The sequence below is a fragment of the Roseateles sp. AC306 genome (assembly GCF_979253795.1).
This window is the reverse complement of record NZ_CEEDEB010000013.1, coordinates 1-17,794: the sequence shown is the minus strand read 5'-3', so window position 1 is coordinate 17,794 and position 17,794 is coordinate 1. Positions and strand designations below refer to the sequence as shown.

15 protein-coding genes, 1 tRNA gene and 1 pseudogene are annotated in these 17,794 nt (G+C 68.3%); 7 read left to right on the top strand and 10 right to left on the bottom strand.

The genetic code is table 11. The features are described from left to right. The first annotated feature begins 5 nt into the window (after positions 1-5). Positions 6-695 (top strand): 2-C-methyl-D-erythritol 4-phosphate cytidylyltransferase, encoded by a 690-nt coding sequence (ispD, locus tag AC0IZJ_RS21370; protein WP_471853530.1) that lies wholly within the window; start codon positions 6-8, stop codon positions 693-695. A 34-nt stretch (positions 696-729) separates the two neighbouring features. Here the strand turns inward: ispD and AC0IZJ_RS21365 are convergent, their stop codons facing one another. From AC0IZJ_RS21365 to AC0IZJ_RS21340, 6 genes and pseudogenes are all read right to left on the bottom strand, one after another. Then, positions 730-2,421, bottom strand: coding sequence for a methyl-accepting chemotaxis protein (locus tag AC0IZJ_RS21365; RefSeq protein ID WP_471853529.1), 1,692 nt, complete (start codon positions 2,419-2,421; stop codon positions 730-732). Positions 2,422-2,443: 22 nt separating this feature from the next. Next, a pseudogene (locus AC0IZJ_RS21360) lies at positions 2,444-2,976 on the bottom strand (chemotaxis protein CheW). 157 nt (positions 2,977-3,133) lie between these two features. Further along, entirely contained in the window at positions 3,134-3,814 is a 681-nt protein-coding gene (locus AC0IZJ_RS21355) for a response regulator (protein WP_471853527.1), read from the bottom strand. Next, on the bottom strand, positions 3,786-4,781 hold the full coding sequence (locus tag AC0IZJ_RS21350; RefSeq protein WP_471853526.1) for a sensor histidine kinase: 996 nt from the start codon (positions 4,779-4,781) through the stop codon (positions 3,786-3,788). Before AC0IZJ_RS21350 ends, AC0IZJ_RS21355 begins: the two co-directional genes overlap by 29 nt. A 49-nt stretch (positions 4,782-4,830) precedes the next feature. Continuing rightward, positions 4,831-5,259, bottom strand: coding sequence for a BLUF domain-containing protein (locus AC0IZJ_RS21345; RefSeq protein WP_471853525.1), 429 nt, complete (start codon positions 5,257-5,259; stop codon positions 4,831-4,833). Positions 5,260-5,342: 83 nt separating this feature from the next. Then, a complete protein-coding gene (locus tag AC0IZJ_RS21340) occupies positions 5,343-7,547 on the bottom strand; it encodes a patatin-like phospholipase family protein (RefSeq protein WP_471853523.1) in 2,205 nt (734 codons plus the stop codon). 37 nt (positions 7,548-7,584) lie between these two features. Here AC0IZJ_RS21340 and ispF point away from each other — a divergent pair, with 37 nt between their 5' ends. Next, positions 7,585-8,082, top strand: a complete 498-nt coding sequence (ispF, locus tag AC0IZJ_RS21335; RefSeq protein WP_471853521.1) for a 2-C-methyl-D-erythritol 2,4-cyclodiphosphate synthase — start codon at positions 7,585-7,587, stop codon at positions 8,080-8,082. Here the strand turns inward: ispF and AC0IZJ_RS21330 are convergent. The 3 genes from AC0IZJ_RS21330 to ompR all read right to left on the bottom strand — a co-directional run bounded on the left by AC0IZJ_RS21330 (position 8,071) and on the right by ompR (position 11,042). Further along, complete coding sequence (locus AC0IZJ_RS21330) at positions 8,071-8,757, bottom strand: substrate-binding periplasmic protein (RefSeq protein WP_471853519.1); 687 nt, start codon at positions 8,755-8,757, stop codon at positions 8,071-8,073. The two genes, ispF and AC0IZJ_RS21330, sit on opposite strands and share 12 nt — an antisense overlap. A gap of 75 nt (positions 8,758-8,832) precedes the next feature. Continuing rightward, complete coding sequence (locus AC0IZJ_RS21325; protein WP_471853517.1) at positions 8,833-10,152, bottom strand: ATP-binding protein; 1,320 nt, start codon at positions 10,150-10,152, stop codon at positions 8,833-8,835. Between the two features lie 155 nt (positions 10,153-10,307). Continuing rightward, positions 10,308-11,042, bottom strand: a complete 735-nt coding sequence (ompR, locus tag AC0IZJ_RS21320; protein ID WP_458232797.1) for an osmolarity response regulator transcription factor OmpR — start codon at positions 11,040-11,042, stop codon at positions 10,308-10,310. 167 nt (positions 11,043-11,209) lie between these two features. Here ompR and AC0IZJ_RS21315 point away from each other — a divergent pair, with 167 nt between their 5' ends. After that, entirely contained in the window at positions 11,210-11,869 is a 660-nt protein-coding gene (locus AC0IZJ_RS21315) for an SIMPL domain-containing protein (RefSeq protein WP_471853515.1), read from the top strand. A gap of 85 nt (positions 11,870-11,954) precedes the next feature. Here the strand turns inward: AC0IZJ_RS21315 and AC0IZJ_RS21310 are convergent, their stop codons facing one another. After that, positions 11,955-12,725: a 3-hydroxybutyrate dehydrogenase gene (locus AC0IZJ_RS21310; protein ID WP_471853514.1), complete on the bottom strand. Its 771-nt coding sequence runs from the start codon at positions 12,723-12,725 to the stop codon at positions 11,955-11,957. Between the two features lie 38 nt (positions 12,726-12,763). Here AC0IZJ_RS21310 and AC0IZJ_RS21305 point away from each other — a divergent pair, with 38 nt between their 5' ends. The 4 genes from AC0IZJ_RS21305 (at position 12,764) to AC0IZJ_RS21290 (ending at position 17,173) form a co-directional block, all read left to right on the top strand. Then, on the top strand, positions 12,764-13,645 hold the full coding sequence (locus AC0IZJ_RS21305) for an alpha/beta fold hydrolase (protein WP_471853511.1): 882 nt from the start codon (positions 12,764-12,766) through the stop codon (positions 13,643-13,645). Between the two features lie 4 nt (positions 13,646-13,649). Further along, complete coding sequence (locus AC0IZJ_RS21300; protein ID WP_471853509.1) at positions 13,650-15,908, top strand: RelA/SpoT family protein; 2,259 nt, start codon at positions 13,650-13,652, stop codon at positions 15,906-15,908. 44 nt (positions 15,909-15,952) lie between these two features. Next, positions 15,953-16,029 (top strand) — tRNA-Val (locus tag AC0IZJ_RS21295). Between the two features lie 757 nt (positions 16,030-16,786). Beyond that, positions 16,787-17,173, top strand: coding sequence for a hypothetical protein (locus AC0IZJ_RS21290; RefSeq protein ID WP_471853507.1), 387 nt, complete (start codon positions 16,787-16,789; stop codon positions 17,171-17,173). Positions 17,174-17,794: the final 621 nt, after the last annotated feature.

The window sequence follows — 17,794 nt, the reverse complement described above, 5'->3', positions numbered from 1 at the left end:
CGCGGATGACCGATCCCCGCTTCTTCGCCCTCGTTCCCGCCGCCGGCATCGGCGAACGCTCGGGCGCCGGCATGCCCAAGCAGTACGTCGACATCGCTGGCAAGCCGATGCTGGCCCATACGCTGGTCGCACTCGCCGCAGTGCCTCGGCTCGAACAGACGCTGGTGGTGCTGTCGCCCGCCGATGACCGCTTCGAGGCGGCGCTGCCGGGTTGCAAGGCCTGGGTCGCTCGCGTCGGTGGGGCGAGCCGCGCGGAGAGCGTGCTCGGCGGCCTGTCCGAACTGAGGCGACGTGGTGCGACGGACGACGACTGGGTGCTGGTGCACGACGCCGCGCGCTGCCTGCTGCGGCGCGAGTGGGTCGATGCGCTGATCGATGCCTGCCAGCATGACGCCGTCGGCGGCCTGCTGGCCCAGCCGATTGCCGATACGCTGAAGGCCGCCGACACCGAGGGCCGCGTCACAGCGACCGTGGACCGTCGCGACAAGTGGGCTGCGCAGACGCCGCAGATGTTCCGCCTCGGTCTCGCCGAGAAGGCGCTGACCGCGATGGGGGCCGCAGCGACCGACGAGGCCAGCGCGGTGGAAGCACTGGGCCTGGCGCCGCGCCTTGTGCGCACGTCCATGGCCAATTTCAAGGTGACTTGGCCCGAGGACTTCGCGCTCGCGGCGCTCTGGCTGAGCGGCGAGCGCTGACGCAAAAAACCCGCCTCCCGGCGGGTTCGGCTGATCAGAGTTCTTCCCAGCCGTCGCCGGCCGTCAGCGCAACCGCCTTCGCCGGGCGGGCGGCGGGCGCGCGGACCGGCGCGGGCGCCTTGCGTTGGGGAGCGGACCGGGCTGCCTGCGGCTTGGCCGCTGCGCCGTCCGTCCTGAAGGTCGACACGGCTTTGACCAGCAGGTCGGCCTGGGTGCGCAAGCTGTCGGCCGCGGCGGCGCTTTCCTCCACCAGCGCGGCGTTCTGCTGCGTCACCTGGTCAAGTTGCGTCACGGCGTCGTTGATCTGGCCGATGCCGCTGGTCTGCTCGACCGTGGCGGCGCTGATCTCGGCGATCAGGTCGTTGACACGGCGTACCTGGGCGACGATGTCGTCCATCGTGCGGCCGGCTTCGGCGACCAGGCCGGTGCCGTTCTCCACCTTCTCGACACTGGCGCCGATCAGCGACTTGATCTCCTTGGCGGCTTCCGCGCTGCGCGAGGCCAGCGTGCGCACTTCACCGGCCACGACCGCGAAGCCCCGGCCCTGTTCTCCGGCACGCGCGGCCTCGACCGCTGCGTTCAGCGCCAGGATGTTGGTCTGGAAGGCGATGCCGTCGATGACGCCGATGATGTCCGAGATGCGCTTGCTGGAGGCGCTGATCTCTTCCATGGTGTGCACCACCTTGCCCACCACTTCGCCGCCCTTGGCCGCCACGCTGCTGGCCGAGCTGGCCAGCGAGGTGGCCTGCCGGGCCACGTCGGCGTTGTTGCGCACGGTGCTGGTCAGCTGCTCCATGGACGCTGCCGTCTGTTGCAGATTGCTGGCCTGCTCCTCGGTGCGCTGCGACAGGTCGGCGTTGCCGGTGGCGATCTGGCCGGAGCCGATGGCGATGCTGTCCGAGCCGCTGCGGATGTTCTCCACCATGTCGACGAGTGCGACCTGCATGCGCTGCATGGCGGCCAGCAGGCTCGAGGTGTCGCCGGCCTTGACGTCGACCGGTTGCGACAGGTCGCCGCCGGCAATGCGGCTGACCACGTCCGTCGCGTAGGACGGTTCGCCGCCGAGTTGCTTGACGATGCTGCGTGTCAGCACGATGGCCGCCGCAATGCCGACGAGCAGCGCGACGAGGCTGGAGCCGAGCATCACATTGCGGCCGACGGTGTAGTCGGCCTTGGCTTCGGCCGCAGCTTTCAGATTGAGTTCGTCTTCGAACTCGGCAAGTTCACCGAGTACCTTGAGCCAGGCGTTCTGCATGGGCTGAGCGTCTTTCATCAACACGGCAGTGGCTTCCTCGGCCTTGTTTTGCAGGCCCAGCTCCATGACCTTGTTGACGGAAGGACGGGCTGCGGCCTTGGCTTCCTTGATACGGGCGAATAGCGCCTTTTCCTCGGCGGTGGTGTCGGCAAGGTCGGCGAACATCTTGCCGAGCTTTTCTTCGGCTGAGTCGTAATCCGCGCGCGACTTTTGCAGCCGTTCCGCTTCGGCCTTCATGCTGGCCTCGTCGGTGAGCAGCACGATGTTGCGGGTTGCCGTCGCGACCTGGTTGATGGCCAGACGCATCGCGACCGCCAGGCGCGTCTCTGCGTTGTTGATGGTGACGATGTCGTCCAGCTGATCATTCAATCGCGCCATGCGCGAAATGCCGACGGCCGCGATGAGGGCCAGCAGCGTCAGCACCAGGCCGAAGCCCAGCGCCAGGCGTGAGGAAAGCTTGAGGTTGTTCATATGGATTCTTCGGTGTCTTGATTCACAGGCCGATGTCGGCATCGGTCAGGAGGCGCTCGATGTCCAGCACGGCGAGCATGCGGCGGGCGTCGCCGCCGTCGTTGATGCTGGCGATGCCGAGCAGGGCGGCGGAGGTGGCGCTCTGGCCGAGTTCGGGTGGCGGGCGGATGTCGGCGTCGGCCAACGAAAGCACGTCGGAGACGGCGTCGACCACAGTGCCGATGACGCGCGCGCCGAGGTCGAGCACGATGGTGACGGTGTCCTCGTCCCGGAACGAGGACGCGGCCTGCAGGCACAGCCGCAGTCCACCACAGGCACGATGACGCCGCGCAGGTTGATGACGCCCTTGACGACGGCCGGGGCGTGCGCAATGCGCGTCACCTGGCCATGGCCGCGGATTTCCTGCACGCGCAGGATGTCGATGGCGTATTCCTCGGCACCGACACGGAATGTCAGATATTCACGCGCACCGGTGGGCCGTGCGGCGGCGGTGGCGACCCTCTGTGACGGGGGCGGGTGCGCAACCGCGACAGCGGTTTCGACGGCAAGGGACATGCAGGCTCCTGGGGCTTGGGTGGTTCCCGGGGCAGCCGTGCTTGCAGGCATGCCGGGATGCCTGGTTTTTCGTCCAGAAGGCCCGCGCACTCCATCAGGCAGTGCCGGGGGTGACCCACTCCAAAACCTGATGCGCCACGGATGGCGGCGTTAGGCCTCAGGGTTGATCCGGAGTCACGAGCCCGTGCCGCACTGCGAACAACACCAGCTGTGGCAGGTTGCGGATGTTCAGTCGCTCCATGATCTGAGCGCGGTGGGCCTCCACGGTCTTCACGCTCAACTCGAGCTCGTAGGCGATCTCCTTCATGCTGGTGCCCGCGACCACACGCCGAAGGACGTCCACCTGGCGGGGCGTCAACGGCAGCCGGTCGATCGCTGGCGCCGGTGGCGGGGTTTCGGCGCAGGCACGCATCGCGTCCACGGCACGCTGCACCACCGGCGCCGACACGGCCGGGCTCAGGTAGCTCTGGCCGGCCTCCAGGGCCTGCAGCGCCAGCGTCAGCTCGGCGGCCGCAGCGTCCTTGAGCAGATAGCCGTCGGCCCCGGCCTGCAGCGCCTGCATGACGAAATCCGCGCTGTCGTACATCGACACGATCAGCACGCGCGTGGCCGGGCTCGCCTGCTTGATGCGCGGCAGCGCCCGGATGCCGTCGAGCCGGGGCATGTTGATGTCGAGCACCAGCACATCCGGGTGGTGCTGGCCGGCCAGCTCGATGGCCTGCTCGCCGTCCTCCGCTTCCGCGACCACCTCGTGGCCCGGCAGTTCTTCAATGAGCGATCGGATACCCGCTCGGACGAGCGAATGATCCTCAGCCAACATCACTCGGTGTGTCGTCATGGCCGGCCTGGTTTTGAACGGGCAGCCGTGCGGCAATTTTTGTGCCCTGTCCTGGTGCGGAACTGATGTTCAGTTCACCGCCCAGCAGCCGGGCGCGCTCGGCCATGCTCAGCAGGCCCAGTGTGGGCATCAGATAGACGCGGGCGCGGAGGTTTCCGGCGTCGAAGCCGATGCCGTCATCATTGATCTCCAAGGCCAGCGTGCTGCCCTGCCGGTGGATCGAGACCGAGACGCGCCGGGCATGGGCGTGGCGCAAGGCGTTGGACAGCGACTCCTGCACGATGCGATAGGCCGCGATCGCCACCTCCGGCGGCAGGGGCTCGTCCAGCGGACCGGCCTCGAAGACGATGTCCAGCCCGTGCAGCTTCTGCTGTTCGCCGAGATGCCAGCGCAGCGCCGCGCGCAGCCCGAGGGTGTCCAGCTGCGGCGGGTGCAGCATCAACGACAAGCTGCGCACGCTGCCCAGGGTGCGCTCGGTCAGGCTGGCCGCGCTGTTGACCAGCGCCAGGGCTTCGGATGACGAGATTCGCCGCTGCAGCTTGGCGAACTGCACGCGGATGGCGCTCAGGCACTGGCTGATCTCGTCATGCAGCTCGCGGGCAATGTGGCGCCTCTCGTCCTCTTGCAGCTGGATGAGACGGCCGGACAGCGCCAGCAATTCGGCGCGCTGACTATCCAGTCGCTGCCGCAGCGCGCTTTCGGGCTCGGCGTCCTGCACCAGGTGCAGAAGGGCGGGCTCGCCGGCAAGGCTTACCGGCTCGCACTTCACCGCCGCGGAGAACCCGCTGCCGTCCAGGCGGAGTCCCCGCGCTTCGCCCGAGGCGCCGGTGGCAGGCAACAAGCTGGCGAGCAGCCTGCCCGGCAATTCATCGCCGGGTGCGGCGGCAAACAGACGGCGTGCCGCCGCGTTCGCATAGGCGACCGTCCCGTTGCGGCTGACCAGCACCGCCTCGGGCAGAGCGGCCATCCAGGCCTCCGCTTGGCTGGCGGTAGCCCCGTGAACGGCTGGCGCGCGATCAGGGGCGAGGCCGCGCACCGTACACGTCCAGCCCGGCGAACAGCACATCGGCCACGGTGTCGAGCGGCAGCTCATGGGGCTCCAGCACCAGCTGGGCCATCGCGGCATCCAGCCGTTCGTCGTGCGAATAGCCCATCGCCCAGCCGGGGAACAACCGTCGCCCATCGGGGATGGGTTGGGGTTGCCATTCGCGCAGAAGCTGGTGGCGGCTGTCGGCGCGGATGGCCGTCATCAAGGTCTCCAGGGCCGCCGACGGGCCCTCGAGGATCTGCGCGAAATGCTCCCCTGAAAAGCACAACAGGCCGGTCACGCCGAGCTCGGCGTTGCGGCGGGTGGCCACCGCCAGGATGGCCCGCGGCTCGGGCCCGCAGGGGTCGATCAGGGCTGCGCTCACATAGAGCAGGCGATGGAGTTGAGGTGCTGGCAAGTCGGGTCCCGTCAAATTGGCCGACTCAGGCAATCAGCATGCCCGACGTTCATGCCGGTGGCACCGGCAAGTCCCTCCGCGGCCTACCAGGTCGGGCCGAGCAACAGATAGGCCGCCGTCTCGCCGCGCCGCGTGGTGCCCAGTGCCAGGAAGAACGGCCCGAAGCGCGTGTCGACACTGAGGAAACCGCTGGCCGCCAGCTGCCAGCCGCTGCGCGGCAGGTTGGCGAGTTTCAGGCCCGCGCCGTTGCCAACTGCCCCGGTCTCCAGGGAAAAGCCGACGCGCACCGCGCCGCCCAGGCCGACCGGCATCTCGCCGATGCGGCGCGCCATGACGACGCGGGCCAGCACCATGTTCTCGCCCAGCAGCGAACCGTCGGGCGTGCCGGACAGGCGCAGATAGCCGCCCAGCGACCGCGCCTGGCCGCGCTCGGCATGTGCAAACTCGCCATAGAGCTGGCCGGCCCATTCGCCCAGGCGGAAGGCGGCGAGGCCGAGCAGCGACGCGTTGATGACGCTGGACTCGCCGCGCGGGTGCAGCCATTCGATGCGCGCGGTCGTCCACTGGCCGCGGCTGGGGAAGGCCAGCGAGTCCAGCGAGTCGGTGTGCAGCTCGACGTATTGCTGGCCGTAGGTCTGCGCGCGCCGGCTGCCGCCCGGCACGACGGGCAGCACGACCTCGTCGTCCGCGCGCAGGCGGCCGATGCCAAAGCGCAGGTCGCCCAGGCCGGCGATGCGGTGGCCGAGTTCGAGCTGGGCGCTGGTCAGGCTGCTGGACAGGCGCAGCGCGCGCTGGCCCTGGTCGAAGAGGTCGTTGCTGCCGGCTGCGTAGCTGAGCTTGGCGCTGGCGAACCAGCGCGAGCCTGGGCCGAGTGGCTGGTAGAACTCGGTGTTGAGGCCGCGCGAGGAGCCGATGCGCGCGACGCTGCGCAGCTCGGCGCCCCAGGGGTTGAGCCAGTTGGCCACATGCATGGCCACGAGGGAGTAGCTGTTGGCGTCGGCGAAGTTGCTGTACAGCTCCAGCCCCAGGCGCACGCGGCTGGCGGCCCAGTCGGCTTCGGTCAGCTTGAACTCGACGCTGCGTTTGCCATCGCGGTCATCAATCTCGGTCTCGATGCGCTCGAAGTCGCCCGTGCCGTCCAGGCGCTCGACGGCCCGGGTCAGCTCCGCGCGACCGACCGGGTCGCCCGGGGCCAGCGCCAGCTCTGCCCGCAGCGCCTCGGCGTTGAGCCGGTTCGTGCCGCTGATCTTCAGTTCACCCAGCGGCAGCGCGGCCATCGCCGACTCTGGCGGGCCCAGGCGGCGGGCCTGCAAGGCGGCGTAGGCGGCGGGCGATGCCAGCAGGGCCAGGCGTTCGCCGGCCGCCAGCGCCGCACGCCGGCCGGTGGCCATGGCTTCGTCGGCGCGGTAGAAGTCCATGAAGCCCATGCCGCCGAGGTCGGGGTCGATGATGATGTCCCGGGCTTTCAGTTCGCGCAGCGAGCGCTGCACGTTCTGCTCGGTCAGGATCTGCAGCATCTGGTTGGCCACCATGACGGCGCTGGTGATCTCGCGCTCTTCCAGCAGCGGCGTGCCGACGTTGACGGCGATGATGATGTCGGCACCGAGCTGACGTGCCAGGTCGATGGGCAGGTTGCGCACCAGGCCGCCGTCGACGAGAGGGCGGCCGTTGACACGCAGCGGCGCGAACACGCCGGGCACGGCCATCGACGCGCGCAGGGCCTCGAACAGCGGCGTGTCCGCCTGGTCGAGCATGGCGCCGGAGAGCAGGTCCGTCGCCACGGCGCGGAACGGGATGGGCAGCTTGCGCAGCGGGTCGTCCGTGCGCGTGGCGGGCAGCAGGGAGGTCAGCGTCGCCTCCAGCTGGCCGTTGGCCGCTGCGCCGCCGGGCAGCATGGCGCCGCGCTGCAGGTTGAAGCCGAACTCGATGCGTGAGGGCAGGCGCTCGTCGTCCTCGCGGCGGCGGATGGCCAGTCGCTCGCGAGCCGGGCGGTCGGCCAAGATGGCGTTCCAGTTGGCGCTCTTCACCAGCGCTTCCAGCTCGTCCAGGCTGCGCCCCGATGCGTAGGCGCCGCCGACGACGGCGCCCATGCTGGTGCCGACGATGAGGTCCACCGGCACCTGCATCTCCTCCAGCACGCGCAGCACACCGATGTGGGCCAGGCCACGCGCGCCGCCGCCGGACAGCACGAGGCCGACCTTGGGGCGGGGCGGCAGCGTTTCGGCACGGGCCAGCTGGCAGAGCGCGAGCAGGCAGACGAACCAGCAGAAGGGGGCGAGTCGTTTCATGGCGGGGCGCACCATAGCAGGCAGCGAGAATGCCGGCATGACTCTTCCCGCGCTCCCCGCACTGAGGATTGGCGAAGGCTGGGACACCCACCAGCTCGTCACCGGCCGCCCGCTTGTCCTCGGCGGCATCACGGTCCCGCACACGCACGGCCTGCTCGGCCACTCCGACGCCGACGCGCTGGCCCATGCCATCACCGACGCGCTGCTCGGCGCCGCTGCCCTGGGCGATATCGGCAAGCTCTTTCCCGACACGGCCGCCGAGTTCAAGGGTGCCGACTCGATGGTGCTGCTGGCCGAGGCCTACCGCCGCGTGCGCGAGGCCGGGTGGCGGCTTGTGAACCTCGACACGACCATCGTCGCCCAGGCGCCCAAGATGGCGCCGCACATTCCGGCCATGCGCGCCCGTCTGGCCGAGGTGCTGGGCGTGGACGTCGGCCAGATCAACGTGAAGGCCAAGACGGCCGAGAAGATGGGCCCGGTGGGCGAGGGCCGCGCCATCGAGGCGCGCGCCGTCTGCCTGCTGTCAGCGGCCTAGGCCGAACTCGGCCAGCTCGCCGTTGCGGCGCAGCTGCGCGATGGCCACGTCCAGGGCGTTGGTGGTGGCCGGATCGGTGGCCGGGTGGCAGGCGAAGTAGAGGTCGATGCGGCCGAAGCTGTGCATCAGGCGCGGCGCCTCGCCGCCACCGGCCCGGATGACGAAGTACGCGGCGACGTCGTTGGCCAGCCAGAAGTCCACGCGCCTGGCCTGCAGCATGCGCAGCGCGGTGCCGTTGTCCTTGACGTCCTCGGCCGCCAGTCCCTGTTCCTTGAGCCAGGCGGCGGGCGATGAGTCGCGCAGCACGACGATGCTGCGGCCGCGCAGGCCTTGAGCGCCGTCGACCCGCCGGGTCTCGTCGCTGCGACCGTAGACCGCCATCGCGCCGCGCGCCCAAGGGCCTACCCACAGGAAGCGTGGCTCACGCTCCGGCGTGCGTGACAGCGCGACGGCGCAGCTGCCCGGCTTCTGCTCGGCGAGCAGCAAGGCCCGGCCCATGGGCACGATCTGCTGGCGCAGCGTGACGCCGCTGAGCGTCTGCATCCGGTCCAGCAGCGCGCCGCCCGGACCTCCAGGTTGCCCGGACGCTGACTCGAACACGCCTGCGTTCGGGTAGACGAGAACGTCCAGGACCTGCGCGCTGAGGGCGGGCCGCTGCAGCAGCAGGAGGGTCAACAGTGCGAGGTGTCGCGATAAGCGCATGACAGCGGGCGGGGCGAGCGCCCGGTGATTGCCGGCGCAGAGGTTAGCTCAGCCCGCCTGAAGCTTGAGTACCGTGATCAGCCCGCCACCGTCGGCGTTGCTGATCGTCAGCGTGCCGCCCAGGCGTTGCACCGACTTCTCGACGATGGCCAGCCCCAGCCCCGCGCCGCTGGCAGCGGTGCGGGCTGCGTCGCCCCGGTAGAAAGGCACGGTGAGGCGCTGCAGGCGGTCGGGCGGCACGCCGGGGCCGTGGTCGCGCACACGCAGCTCCACCCAGGAGCCCTGGCGCGTGGCGCTCACGTCGACACGCGCCGGCTCGCCCTCGGCATGGCCGTAGCGGCGCGCGTTCTCGAACAGGTTGAGCAGCACGCGGCCCAGCTCGGTGTCGTCGACGAAGACCTTCAGCGCCTCGCTGACCTGCACGCGAAAGCGGATCTGGTCGGGGTCGCGGAAGCCCTGTACCTCGCGTTCGACAACGTCGGTCAGCCGCGTCTCGCGCAGTTGCGTCTCGTTGGGTCGCGCGTAGTCCATGAACTTGCTGATGATGGCGTCGAGCTGATCGATGTCCTGCGCCATGAAGTGCCGTGCCTGCTCGTCGGCCACGCTCATCTCGGTTTCCAGCCGCAGGCGGGCCAGCGGCGTGCGCAGGTCGTGCGAGATGCCGGCCAGCATGACGGCGCGGTCTTCTTCCAGCTTGGCCAGCTCGCGGGCCATGCGGTTGAAGCCCATGTTGACCTCGCGGATCTCGCTGGTCATGGTGTTCTCGTCCAGGCGCGAGTCGTACTCGCCGTCCCGGATGCGGCCGGCTGCGTCGGCCAGCTCGCGCAGCGGCTGGTTGATGAGGCGCGCGATCAGCGCCGAGCCGACGACAGTGGCCAGCAGCGCAATCGCCACCCACCACCAGTTGCCGGCCAGCGAGACGGACAGCGGCGCCGGGCTGGTGCGCAGCCAGAAGGCGTCCTCGCCGACGACGTAGCGCACCCACAGTCCCGGCCTGTCGTTGACGCTGCGGGCGACGACCGTGTGTGGCCCCAGCGTGGAGGTGAGCTCGGCGGCCAGCCGCTGGGCGAAAGGGGTGGTGTCATAGGGCAGCCAGCGGTCGCTCGTCTCGGCCACGCGCACCTGCACCGTGTCGCCGCGCGACATCGACGTGATGACGGCGACGCGGTTGATCGGGTCGGTGTGCTCGAGCGCGATGCGGCTGAGCTTGACGAGGCCAGCCAGTTGCTCGGCCGACTGCAAGGCGCGCGGCTGGGCCTCCAGCAGCTTGAAGGTGTACTGCCAAGCCAGCACCGCGCCGGCCAGCAGCAGGGCCAGCCAGGCGAAAGTGCGCCAGAAGAGGTTGAGGGCGAGGTGAGGGCGGGCCATCTGTCAGTCCATTTGTGTTCGGGCCGAGCGCCGGGCCGCCCCCAAGCCGGCCCTGCGGGCGATGTGCTTGCCGGTCAATCCGGCAAGCATCGCCGTCCCCTCGGGGGACCGCCCAGGCTTGCCCGCGTACAGCGCGGCAAGACTGGGCGAGGGGCTCACGAATTTTCGTCGGGAACAAACACGTAGCCGACACCCCACACCGTCTGGATGTAGCGCGGCTGGGCGGGGTCGGCCTCCAGCATCTTGCGCAGGCGGGAGATCTGCACGTCGAGGCTGCGGTCGAAGGGCTCGAACTCGCGGCCGCGTGCCAGCTGGGCCAGCTTGTCGCGGGACAGCGGCTGGCGCGGGTGGCGCACCAGCGTCTTCAGCATCGAGAACTCGCCGGTCGTCAGCGGCAGCTGCTCGCCATTCTTCATCAGGCGGCGCAGCGCGAGGTCGAACTCGAATGGGCCGAAGGTGACGGTCATCGGCTCCTTGCTCGGCGCGCCGGGGGCTTCCGGCGGCGGGCGGCGGCGCAGCACGGCGTTGATGCGGGCCAGCAGTTCGCGGGGGTTGAAAGGCTTGGCGAGGTAGTCATCGGCGCCCACTTCCAGGCCGACGATGCGGTCCACGTCTTCCACCTTGGCCGTCAGCATGATGATGGGCGTCTGGTCGTTGGCAGCGCGCAGGCGGCGGCAGATGGTCAGGCCGTCTTCACCGGGCAGCATCAGGTCGAGCACGATGAGGTCGACCGTCTCGCGAGTGAGCTGCTTGTTCAGCGCGCGGCTGTCTTCGGCGAGCAGGACTTCAAAACCTTCCTGGGTGAGGTAGCGGCGCAGAAGATCGCGGATACGGGCGTCGTCGTCGACGACAAGAATTCGGTTCTGGCGGGGGTTCGCGCTGCTATTCATCGCGGCTCCTTAATTTGTAACAGCGCCATTGTGTTCAGGTTTGAAACCCCGGCTTGTAGGACAGGAGGCATGGCTTACAAGTCGTTGCCATCTGGCCGGGCTAAGCTGGTTTCCCCGCCTTGAAAGGAAGACTTATGCGTACGTTCGCTGTTTTGCCCGCCCTTGCAATGGCCTTGGCTGCCCATGCGCAAGCCGAGGCGCCGCGCGAGCGCTTGAGCCTGTCGGCCAGCGCCAGCGCCGAAGTCGTGCGCGACGTGCTCGGCGTCAGCTTCTCCACGACCCGCGAGGGCGTGGAAGCCGCCGCCGTGCAGGCCGCGCTCAAGCAGGCGCTGGACGCGGCGCTGGCCGAGGCGCGCAAGGTCGCCAAACCGGGGCAGGTCGATGTGCAGACCGGCGGCTTCTCGCTCTACCCGCGCCATGACCCCAAGACCGGCAAGATCAACGGCTGGCAGGGCAGCGCCGAGCTGCAGGTCGAGGGCCGCGACACCGCTGCGATCGCCCAGCTGACGGGGCGCATCAACACGCTGACGATAGCCCGCGTGGGCTACAGCCTGTCGCGTGAGTCGCGCGAGAAGGCCGAGGCCGACATCACCGCCCAGGCCATCGCCCGCTACCGCGCCAAGGCGGCGGAGTACGCGAAGCTGTTCGGATACGGCAGCTACGTGGTGGGCGAGGTCAACATCGCCAGCGACGAGAACTCGGTGCCGAGGCCCATGATGGCCATGGCCCGCATGAAGACCGAGGGTGCTGATGCGGCCCTCCCGACGGAAGCGGGCAAGGCGATCGTGACGGTGAACGTCAATGGCTCAGTTCAGCTGACCAAGTGAGCGGGCCGAGCGCCGGGCCGCTCCTGAACCGGCCCGCACCCCGCGGGGGTGGCTCGACGTAGCCGTCGAGCCGGGGCTGACATTTCTAGACAGCTGTCCAGCCGCCGTCCATCGCCCAGGCCTGGCCGCGCACGTTGATGGCCGCGTTCGAGCACAGGAAGACGGCCAGCTCGCCCAACTCGTCCGGTGTCGTGAACTGCAGCGAGGGCTGTTTCTCGGCCAGCAAACGGCGCTTGGCCTCGGCGTCGTCGACGCCATCTTTCGCTGCCAGCGCGTCGACCTGTTTCTGCACCAGCGGCGTCAGTACCCAGCCTGGGCAGATGGCGTTGACGGTGACAGGCGTCGTTGCCGTCTCCAGCGCGATGCTCTTGGTGAAGCCCACCAGGCCATGCTTGGCCGCCACATAGGCCGACTTCTGCGCCGACGCGACCAGGCCGTGCGCCGAGGCGATGTTGATGATGCGGCCCCAGCCCTTGGCCAACATGCCCGGCAGCGCCAGCCGGGTCGTGTGGAAGGCCGAGGTGAGGTTGATGGCGATGATCGCGTCCCACTTTTCGACCGGGAAGTCCTGCACCGGCGCCACATGCTGGATGCCGGCGTTGTTGACGAGGATGTCGATGCCGCCGAACTCGGCGTCCGCGTAGGCCACGAGGGCGGCGATGTCGTTGGCCTTGCTCATGTCGGCACCGTGGTAGCCGACCTTGACGCCCAGCGCCGCGACCTCGGCCTTGGGAGTGTCGGCATCGCCGAAGCCGTTCAGGATCACGTTCGCGCCCTGGCGCGCAAGCGACAGGGCGATGCCCAGGCCGATGCCGCTGGTGGAACCGGTGACGAGGGCGGTCTTGCCTTTCAACATGGAGGGTCCTTGCTACGATGGTTTCAAAGGATTGAACCATGACCCAGCCCGACCTGCGCTTCGTCAATTGCCTCGACGCCACGGGCTTGCATCGCATGGCCTATTGGGAGTGGGCCGGTCCGAGCGCGGACGCCCCGGTGCTGGTCTGCGTGCACGGCCTGTCGCGCCAGGGGCGGGACTTCGATGCGCTGGCCCGCGTCATGAGCAGCCGCTATCGCGTCGTCTGCCCCGACGTGGCCGGCCGTGGCCAGTCCGACTGGCTGCGCCAGCCCGGCGGCTACCAGATTCCGGCCTATGTGTCCGACATGGTGGCACTGCTGGCCCGGCTGGACGTGGAGCAGGTGGACTGGGTGGGCACGTCCATGGGCGGCCTCATCGGCCTCGGCGTGGCGTCGCTGCGCGGGCGCGAGGGCCAGCCCGGCCTGGTGCGCCGCCTGGTGCTGAACGACGTCGGCCCGGCCATCCGCTTCGAGGCCCTGCAGCGCATCGGCGCCTACATCGGCAAGACGCCGCGCTTCGCGTCACTGGCCGAGGGCGCGGCCTATTTGCGCACCATCTCCGAAGGCTTCGGCCCGCACGGCGACGACGCCTGGCTGGCGCTGTCCGAACCGCTGTTCCGCGAGGAGGGCGGCGAATGGCGGCTGCGCTACGACCCCGCCATCGGCCTGCCCTTTGCCGCGATCACGCCCGAGATCGCTGCCGCCGGCGAAGCTGCCCTCTGGGCCGCCTATGACACGCTGACCTGCCCGACGCTGCTGATCCGCGGCGCCGACAGCGACCTGCTGACGACCGAGACCGCCCGCGCCATGACGCAACGCGGCCCCGGCGCCCGCCTCGTCGAGCTGCCGGGCATCGGCCATGCACCTACCTTGATCCACGACGACCAGATCGCCATCGTGAGGGATTTTTTGAGTTCATGAGGTCATGAAGACAGGCTTGATGCCCGAGGGCGCCGCCACCGCGCCCATCGTTGCGTTGCTGGATGCCAGCACCGGACATTCCAACGCCGAGGTGGCCCGCGCTCGGGCCTTTGCCGAACCGCTGCTGGCCGCCGAGGCCCTGGATACCGGCGAAAACGCCCTCGCCCATGCCGACGGCGTTGCCGCCATCCTGCTGGCCATCGGCACGGCCCAGGAGCTGCAGGCGGCGGCCTACCTCGTCTACGCGGCCGACTTCCTGACGAAGCCCGAAGAGGTCGTCGCCAAGGCCTTTGGCGACAGCCATGCCAGCCTCGTCATGCACACGCGCAAGCTGGTGCAGATGCAGCGCGCCGCGCGGGCCGCCAAGGTCAGCACCGACCAGAAGGCCGAGCAGACCGAGCGCGTGCGCAAGATGCTGCTGGCCTTCTCCCGCGACCTGCGCGTGGTGCTGCTGCGCCTGGCGTCGCGGCTGCAGACGCTGCGCTGGTATGCCGCCAGCAAGACGCCTTGCCCGCTGGAGCTGGCAGCCGAGTCGCAGGCCGTGTTCGCGCCGCTGGCCAACCGGCTGGGCATCTGGCAGATCAAGTGGGAGCTGGAAGACCTGGCCTTCCGCTTTCGCGAACCCGAGGCCTACAAGGCGCTGGCCAAGGGGCTGCAGGAGAAACGCGTCGAACGCGAGCAGCGCATCGAGACCGCGCGTGCGACGCTGCAGGCCGACCTCTATGCCCAAGGCATCGCCGCCGAGGTGCAGGGCCGGCCCAAGCACCTCTACAGCATCCACAAGAAGATGCAGGGCAAGGACCTGGCGCTGGACCGCGTCTTCGACCTGCGCGCGCTACGGGTCATCGTCGCCAGCGTGGCCGACTGCTATGCCGTGCTGGCCCGGCTGCACGAGCTCTACGCGCCGGTGCCGGGCGAGTTCGACGACTACATCGCCAAGCCCAAGCCGAACGGCTACCAGTCCCTGCACACCATCGTGCTGGGGCCTGACGAGCGTGTCATGGAAGTGCAGATCCGCACGCGCGAGATGCACGACCACGCCGAGCATGGCGTCGCGGCGCACTGGGCCTACAAGGAGGCGGGCGTGCGCGGCTACGCCGGTGTCAGTGCAGCTGGCGAGTTCGAGGAGCAGGTGGCCCGCGCCCGCAAGGCCGTGCTCAACCAGCTGCTGGCCTGGGAGCGCGACACGGTGCAGGGCGCTGGCGGGGGAGAAGGCGCGCCGGCCTTCGACGACCGCATCTACGTCTTCACGCCACAGGCCACCATCGTCGAGCTGGCGCCCGGGGCAACGCCGGTGGACTTCGCCTACGCGGTGCACACCGACCTCGGCCACCGATGCCGCGGCGCCCGCATCGACGGCCAGATGCTGCCGCTGAACACGCCGCTGCACAGCGGCCAGACGGTCGAGATCATTGCCGCCAAGGAGGGCGGGCCATCGCTGGACTGGCTCAACCCCGAGCTTGGCTATCTGCAGAGCCAGCGCTCGCGTGCCAAGGTGCGGGCGTGGTTCAACGCGCTGCAGCAGGCGCAGACGATTGCCAAGGGCCGGGAACTGGTCGAGAAGCTGCTGCAGCGTGAGGGAAGGACGGCTCTCAAGCTCGACGAGCTGGCCTCACGCCTGGGATTCAAGGGTGCGGACGCGCTTTTCGAAGTGGTCGGCAAGGACGAGTACTCGCTGCGCAACATCGAGCTGCTGCTGCGCCCGCCCGAGCCCGTGGCCGACGAGGATGAGCTGCTCGCGCAGAGGCATACGCGCAACGCCAGCAGCGGCGCCCGGAGCGGCGTTCTGGTGGTGGGCATCGACTCGCTGCTGACGACGCTGTCGCGCTGCTGCCGGCCCGCGCCGCCGGACGGCATCGAGGGCTTCGTCACGCGCGGCAAGGGCGTGGCCATCCACCGCAGCGACTGCAGCAACCTTGCCGAAATGAAACGCCGCTCGCCGGAGCGCGTCATTGCGGTGGAGTGGGGCGGTGGTGAGCCCGTCGGCAAAAGCGCGCCGGTCTATCCGGTCGATGTGCTGGTGGAGGCCGGTGATCGCCAGGGGCTGCTGCGCGACGTGCTGGAGATCTTCGCCAAGGAGAAGATGAACGTCGTCGCCGTGAACACGCAGTCGCTGCAGGGCGGCGCGGCCAAGCCGAAGACCGGGGGTGGCGATACCGCGTGGATGAGCTTCACGCTCGAGTTGTCTGACGCGACCCGGCTCAACAAGGTGCTGCGTGATCTCTGCACCATCACCGGCGTGCGCTCCGCCCGCCGCAAGTGAACTGGACGGCGCTGTGAAAACCCTGCTATAGTGCGCAGCTCTTCAGGCGCGTAGCTCAGTTGGTTAGAGCACCACCTTGACATGGTGGGGGTCGTTGGTTCGAATCCAATCGCGCCTACCAAAATTGGTAGGAATCAAAAGCCCGACACGGATGAATTCGTGTCGGGCTTTTTGTTTGGTCTGTGCGCTGCAAGTGCCTGTCGCTATTGAGATTTCTGCCTGCGCATCAGCGCGTGGCCGATGACTTTGATGGTCTGGCGTTAACGCCTCAGAACTGCTTGAGCGGCCTCGAAAATTTATACGAGGCCTTTTCTCCGACACTTTTCCGCCACTGCCTGTTTTGGCAACTGAGGAAGTGACAGGAGCAGATGGCATGGCCAGCTACTACAAGCGAGGCGACTACCAATGGGAGGCGCGGATTCGCCGCAAAGGGTACCCGTTGCAAGCGCGAACCTTCGACACGAAGGCCGACGCCCACAGTTCCACGATGCGTTCGCCGCGCACTGTTTCGCCTTTGCCAAGAAGTGGTCAAGGTCTCGAATGCCATCACACATCGAGAAGCCGTACTTCTTCTCCGCCACAGAGCCGGAGCTGAGGAGTGCCTCGGCGGGCACAGAGCGGGAGCATGTCTCTGATTTCAGGATGAGTTGGCGTGAAGAGCCATGGTGGCAGCCGTCAATCTGGCTCGTCGCGTGCTGCTCGACGAGCCGTCGGTGATTGAACACCTGACGCGGGAAGGATTCGATCCGATGTCCGGAGAGCGCCAGCGTTGATAGCTGTTTCGAGTAACGAGTTGCCAAACGCTGCGCCGCGCTGAACAGATAACGCGTGACGTTCCTTTCTTGATAACGGATTTCCCTGACGAATTCGTGACCCGCATGCGGGATACGAAGGCGGACATCAAATTGGCCAAGGCAATCGATGCCCACGGCCAGATCATCTCGTTCATCTACTTCGACCTGGACCAGGGGCGGTGCGTCGAGCGCGCCTCGGGCGATCCCTATGCGCTGAGCGTCGTCCTGGTCTTCCATCCTGGTGATGAACCGGATGCGGCAGCAGACGCTGCCGACGCGGCGGCTGATGCTGTGGAGAAGGCGCTTGCGAGCCGCCTGCCTGAGGCCGGCCTGTTGATTCGCCTGAACGCCTGCTTCGCGGTGTCCGAGGAAGAGATCACGGTGAGTCAGGCCAGAGCCTTGACCGTGTGGCGCCTGGAGTACATGACCCATCGCGCCGAAGATGACCAGCTCGGTGAAATCAACGCCTGAGCCGATTGTCCAGTCGGCGGGGCGGTGATGGCGCAAGGAGCTGTGGGTCTACGCTGTTTCGAGCGCGAACGTCCGTCAACCAAGCCGTCGCTGCCCCCGACCAGACGTGGCGATGACGCCAACATATAACGTTCGTCGGGCGCAAGTTAAGCCCTCGAACATTTGCCGAACCACGAGAGCTGCAGTGGAGCTGCCACTCTACAGCGGCTGTTGCCGGCCAATTTCCTGCGATTCAATGCCGACGTCCTTGCAGCAGCTTTGTGCCCAAAGCCGAAATCCGATCTCGACGACGGAGAACGGTATGGCAGCGGGTGCCGACATCCGGGGCAGTTGGCCAGATTTACGGTCCGGGACCTAAAGCCTTCATTCGCCCACTGGTTGCGGCGCCAGTAGGGACGACCGCTGTGGAGCGGTCAAGCAGCCATCAGGGGATCTGGCCGCAACCCAACGCTCAAACCAGCGGCTACACGATGCTGCGGTACCGAGGTTCACAGGGATGCGACGCGCTCAAATCAATCAGGCAGCGGTCGCGTGGCGGGCGGCAGCGCGATTTGCCTGTTCGCTTTGGGCCGGAAAGGCAGCATCAGGACGCTACCAATGTCCGTGCTTGCCGGGTACAGC

What these genes read in the sequence shown, in the direction of transcription:
- AC0IZJ_RS21310 (WP_471853514.1), bottom strand. Translation starts at nt 12,725, where the DNA reads ATGTTGAAAGGCAAGACCGCCCTCGTCACCGGTTCCACCAGCGGCATC.
- AC0IZJ_RS21300 (WP_471853509.1), top strand. Translation starts at nt 13,650, where the DNA reads ATGAAGACAGGCTTGATGCCCGAGGGCGCCGCCACCGCGCCCATCGTT.
- ispF (WP_471853521.1), top strand. Translation starts at nt 7,585, where the DNA reads ATGACTCTTCCCGCGCTCCCCGCACTGAGGATTGGCGAAGGCTGGGAC.
- ispD (WP_471853530.1), top strand. Translation starts at nt 6, where the DNA reads ATGACCGATCCCCGCTTCTTCGCCCTCGTTCCCGCCGCCGGCATCGGC.
- AC0IZJ_RS21290 (WP_471853507.1), top strand. Translation starts at nt 16,787, where the DNA reads ATGCGGGATACGAAGGCGGACATCAAATTGGCCAAGGCAATCGATGCC.
- AC0IZJ_RS21350 (WP_471853526.1), bottom strand. Translation starts at nt 4,781, where the DNA reads ATGGCCGCTCTGCCCGAGGCGGTGCTGGTCAGCCGCAACGGGACGGTC.
- AC0IZJ_RS21315 (WP_471853515.1), top strand. Translation starts at nt 11,210, where the DNA reads ATGGCCTTGGCTGCCCATGCGCAAGCCGAGGCGCCGCGCGAGCGCTTG.
- AC0IZJ_RS21340 (WP_471853523.1), bottom strand. Translation starts at nt 7,547, where the DNA reads ATGAAACGACTCGCCCCCTTCTGCTGGTTCGTCTGCCTGCTCGCGCTC.
- AC0IZJ_RS21305 (WP_471853511.1), top strand. Translation starts at nt 12,764, where the DNA reads ATGACCCAGCCCGACCTGCGCTTCGTCAATTGCCTCGACGCCACGGGC.
- AC0IZJ_RS21355 (WP_471853527.1), bottom strand. Translation starts at nt 3,814, where the DNA reads ATGACGACACACCGAGTGATGTTGGCTGAGGATCATTCGCTCGTCCGA.
- ompR (WP_458232797.1), bottom strand. Translation starts at nt 11,042, where the DNA reads ATGAATAGCAGCGCGAACCCCCGCCAGAACCGAATTCTTGTCGTCGAC.
- AC0IZJ_RS21325 (WP_471853517.1), bottom strand. Translation starts at nt 10,152, where the DNA reads ATGGCCCGCCCTCACCTCGCCCTCAACCTCTTCTGGCGCACTTTCGCC.
- AC0IZJ_RS21365 (WP_471853529.1), bottom strand. Translation starts at nt 2,421, where the DNA reads ATGAACAACCTCAAGCTTTCCTCACGCCTGGCGCTGGGCTTCGGCCTG.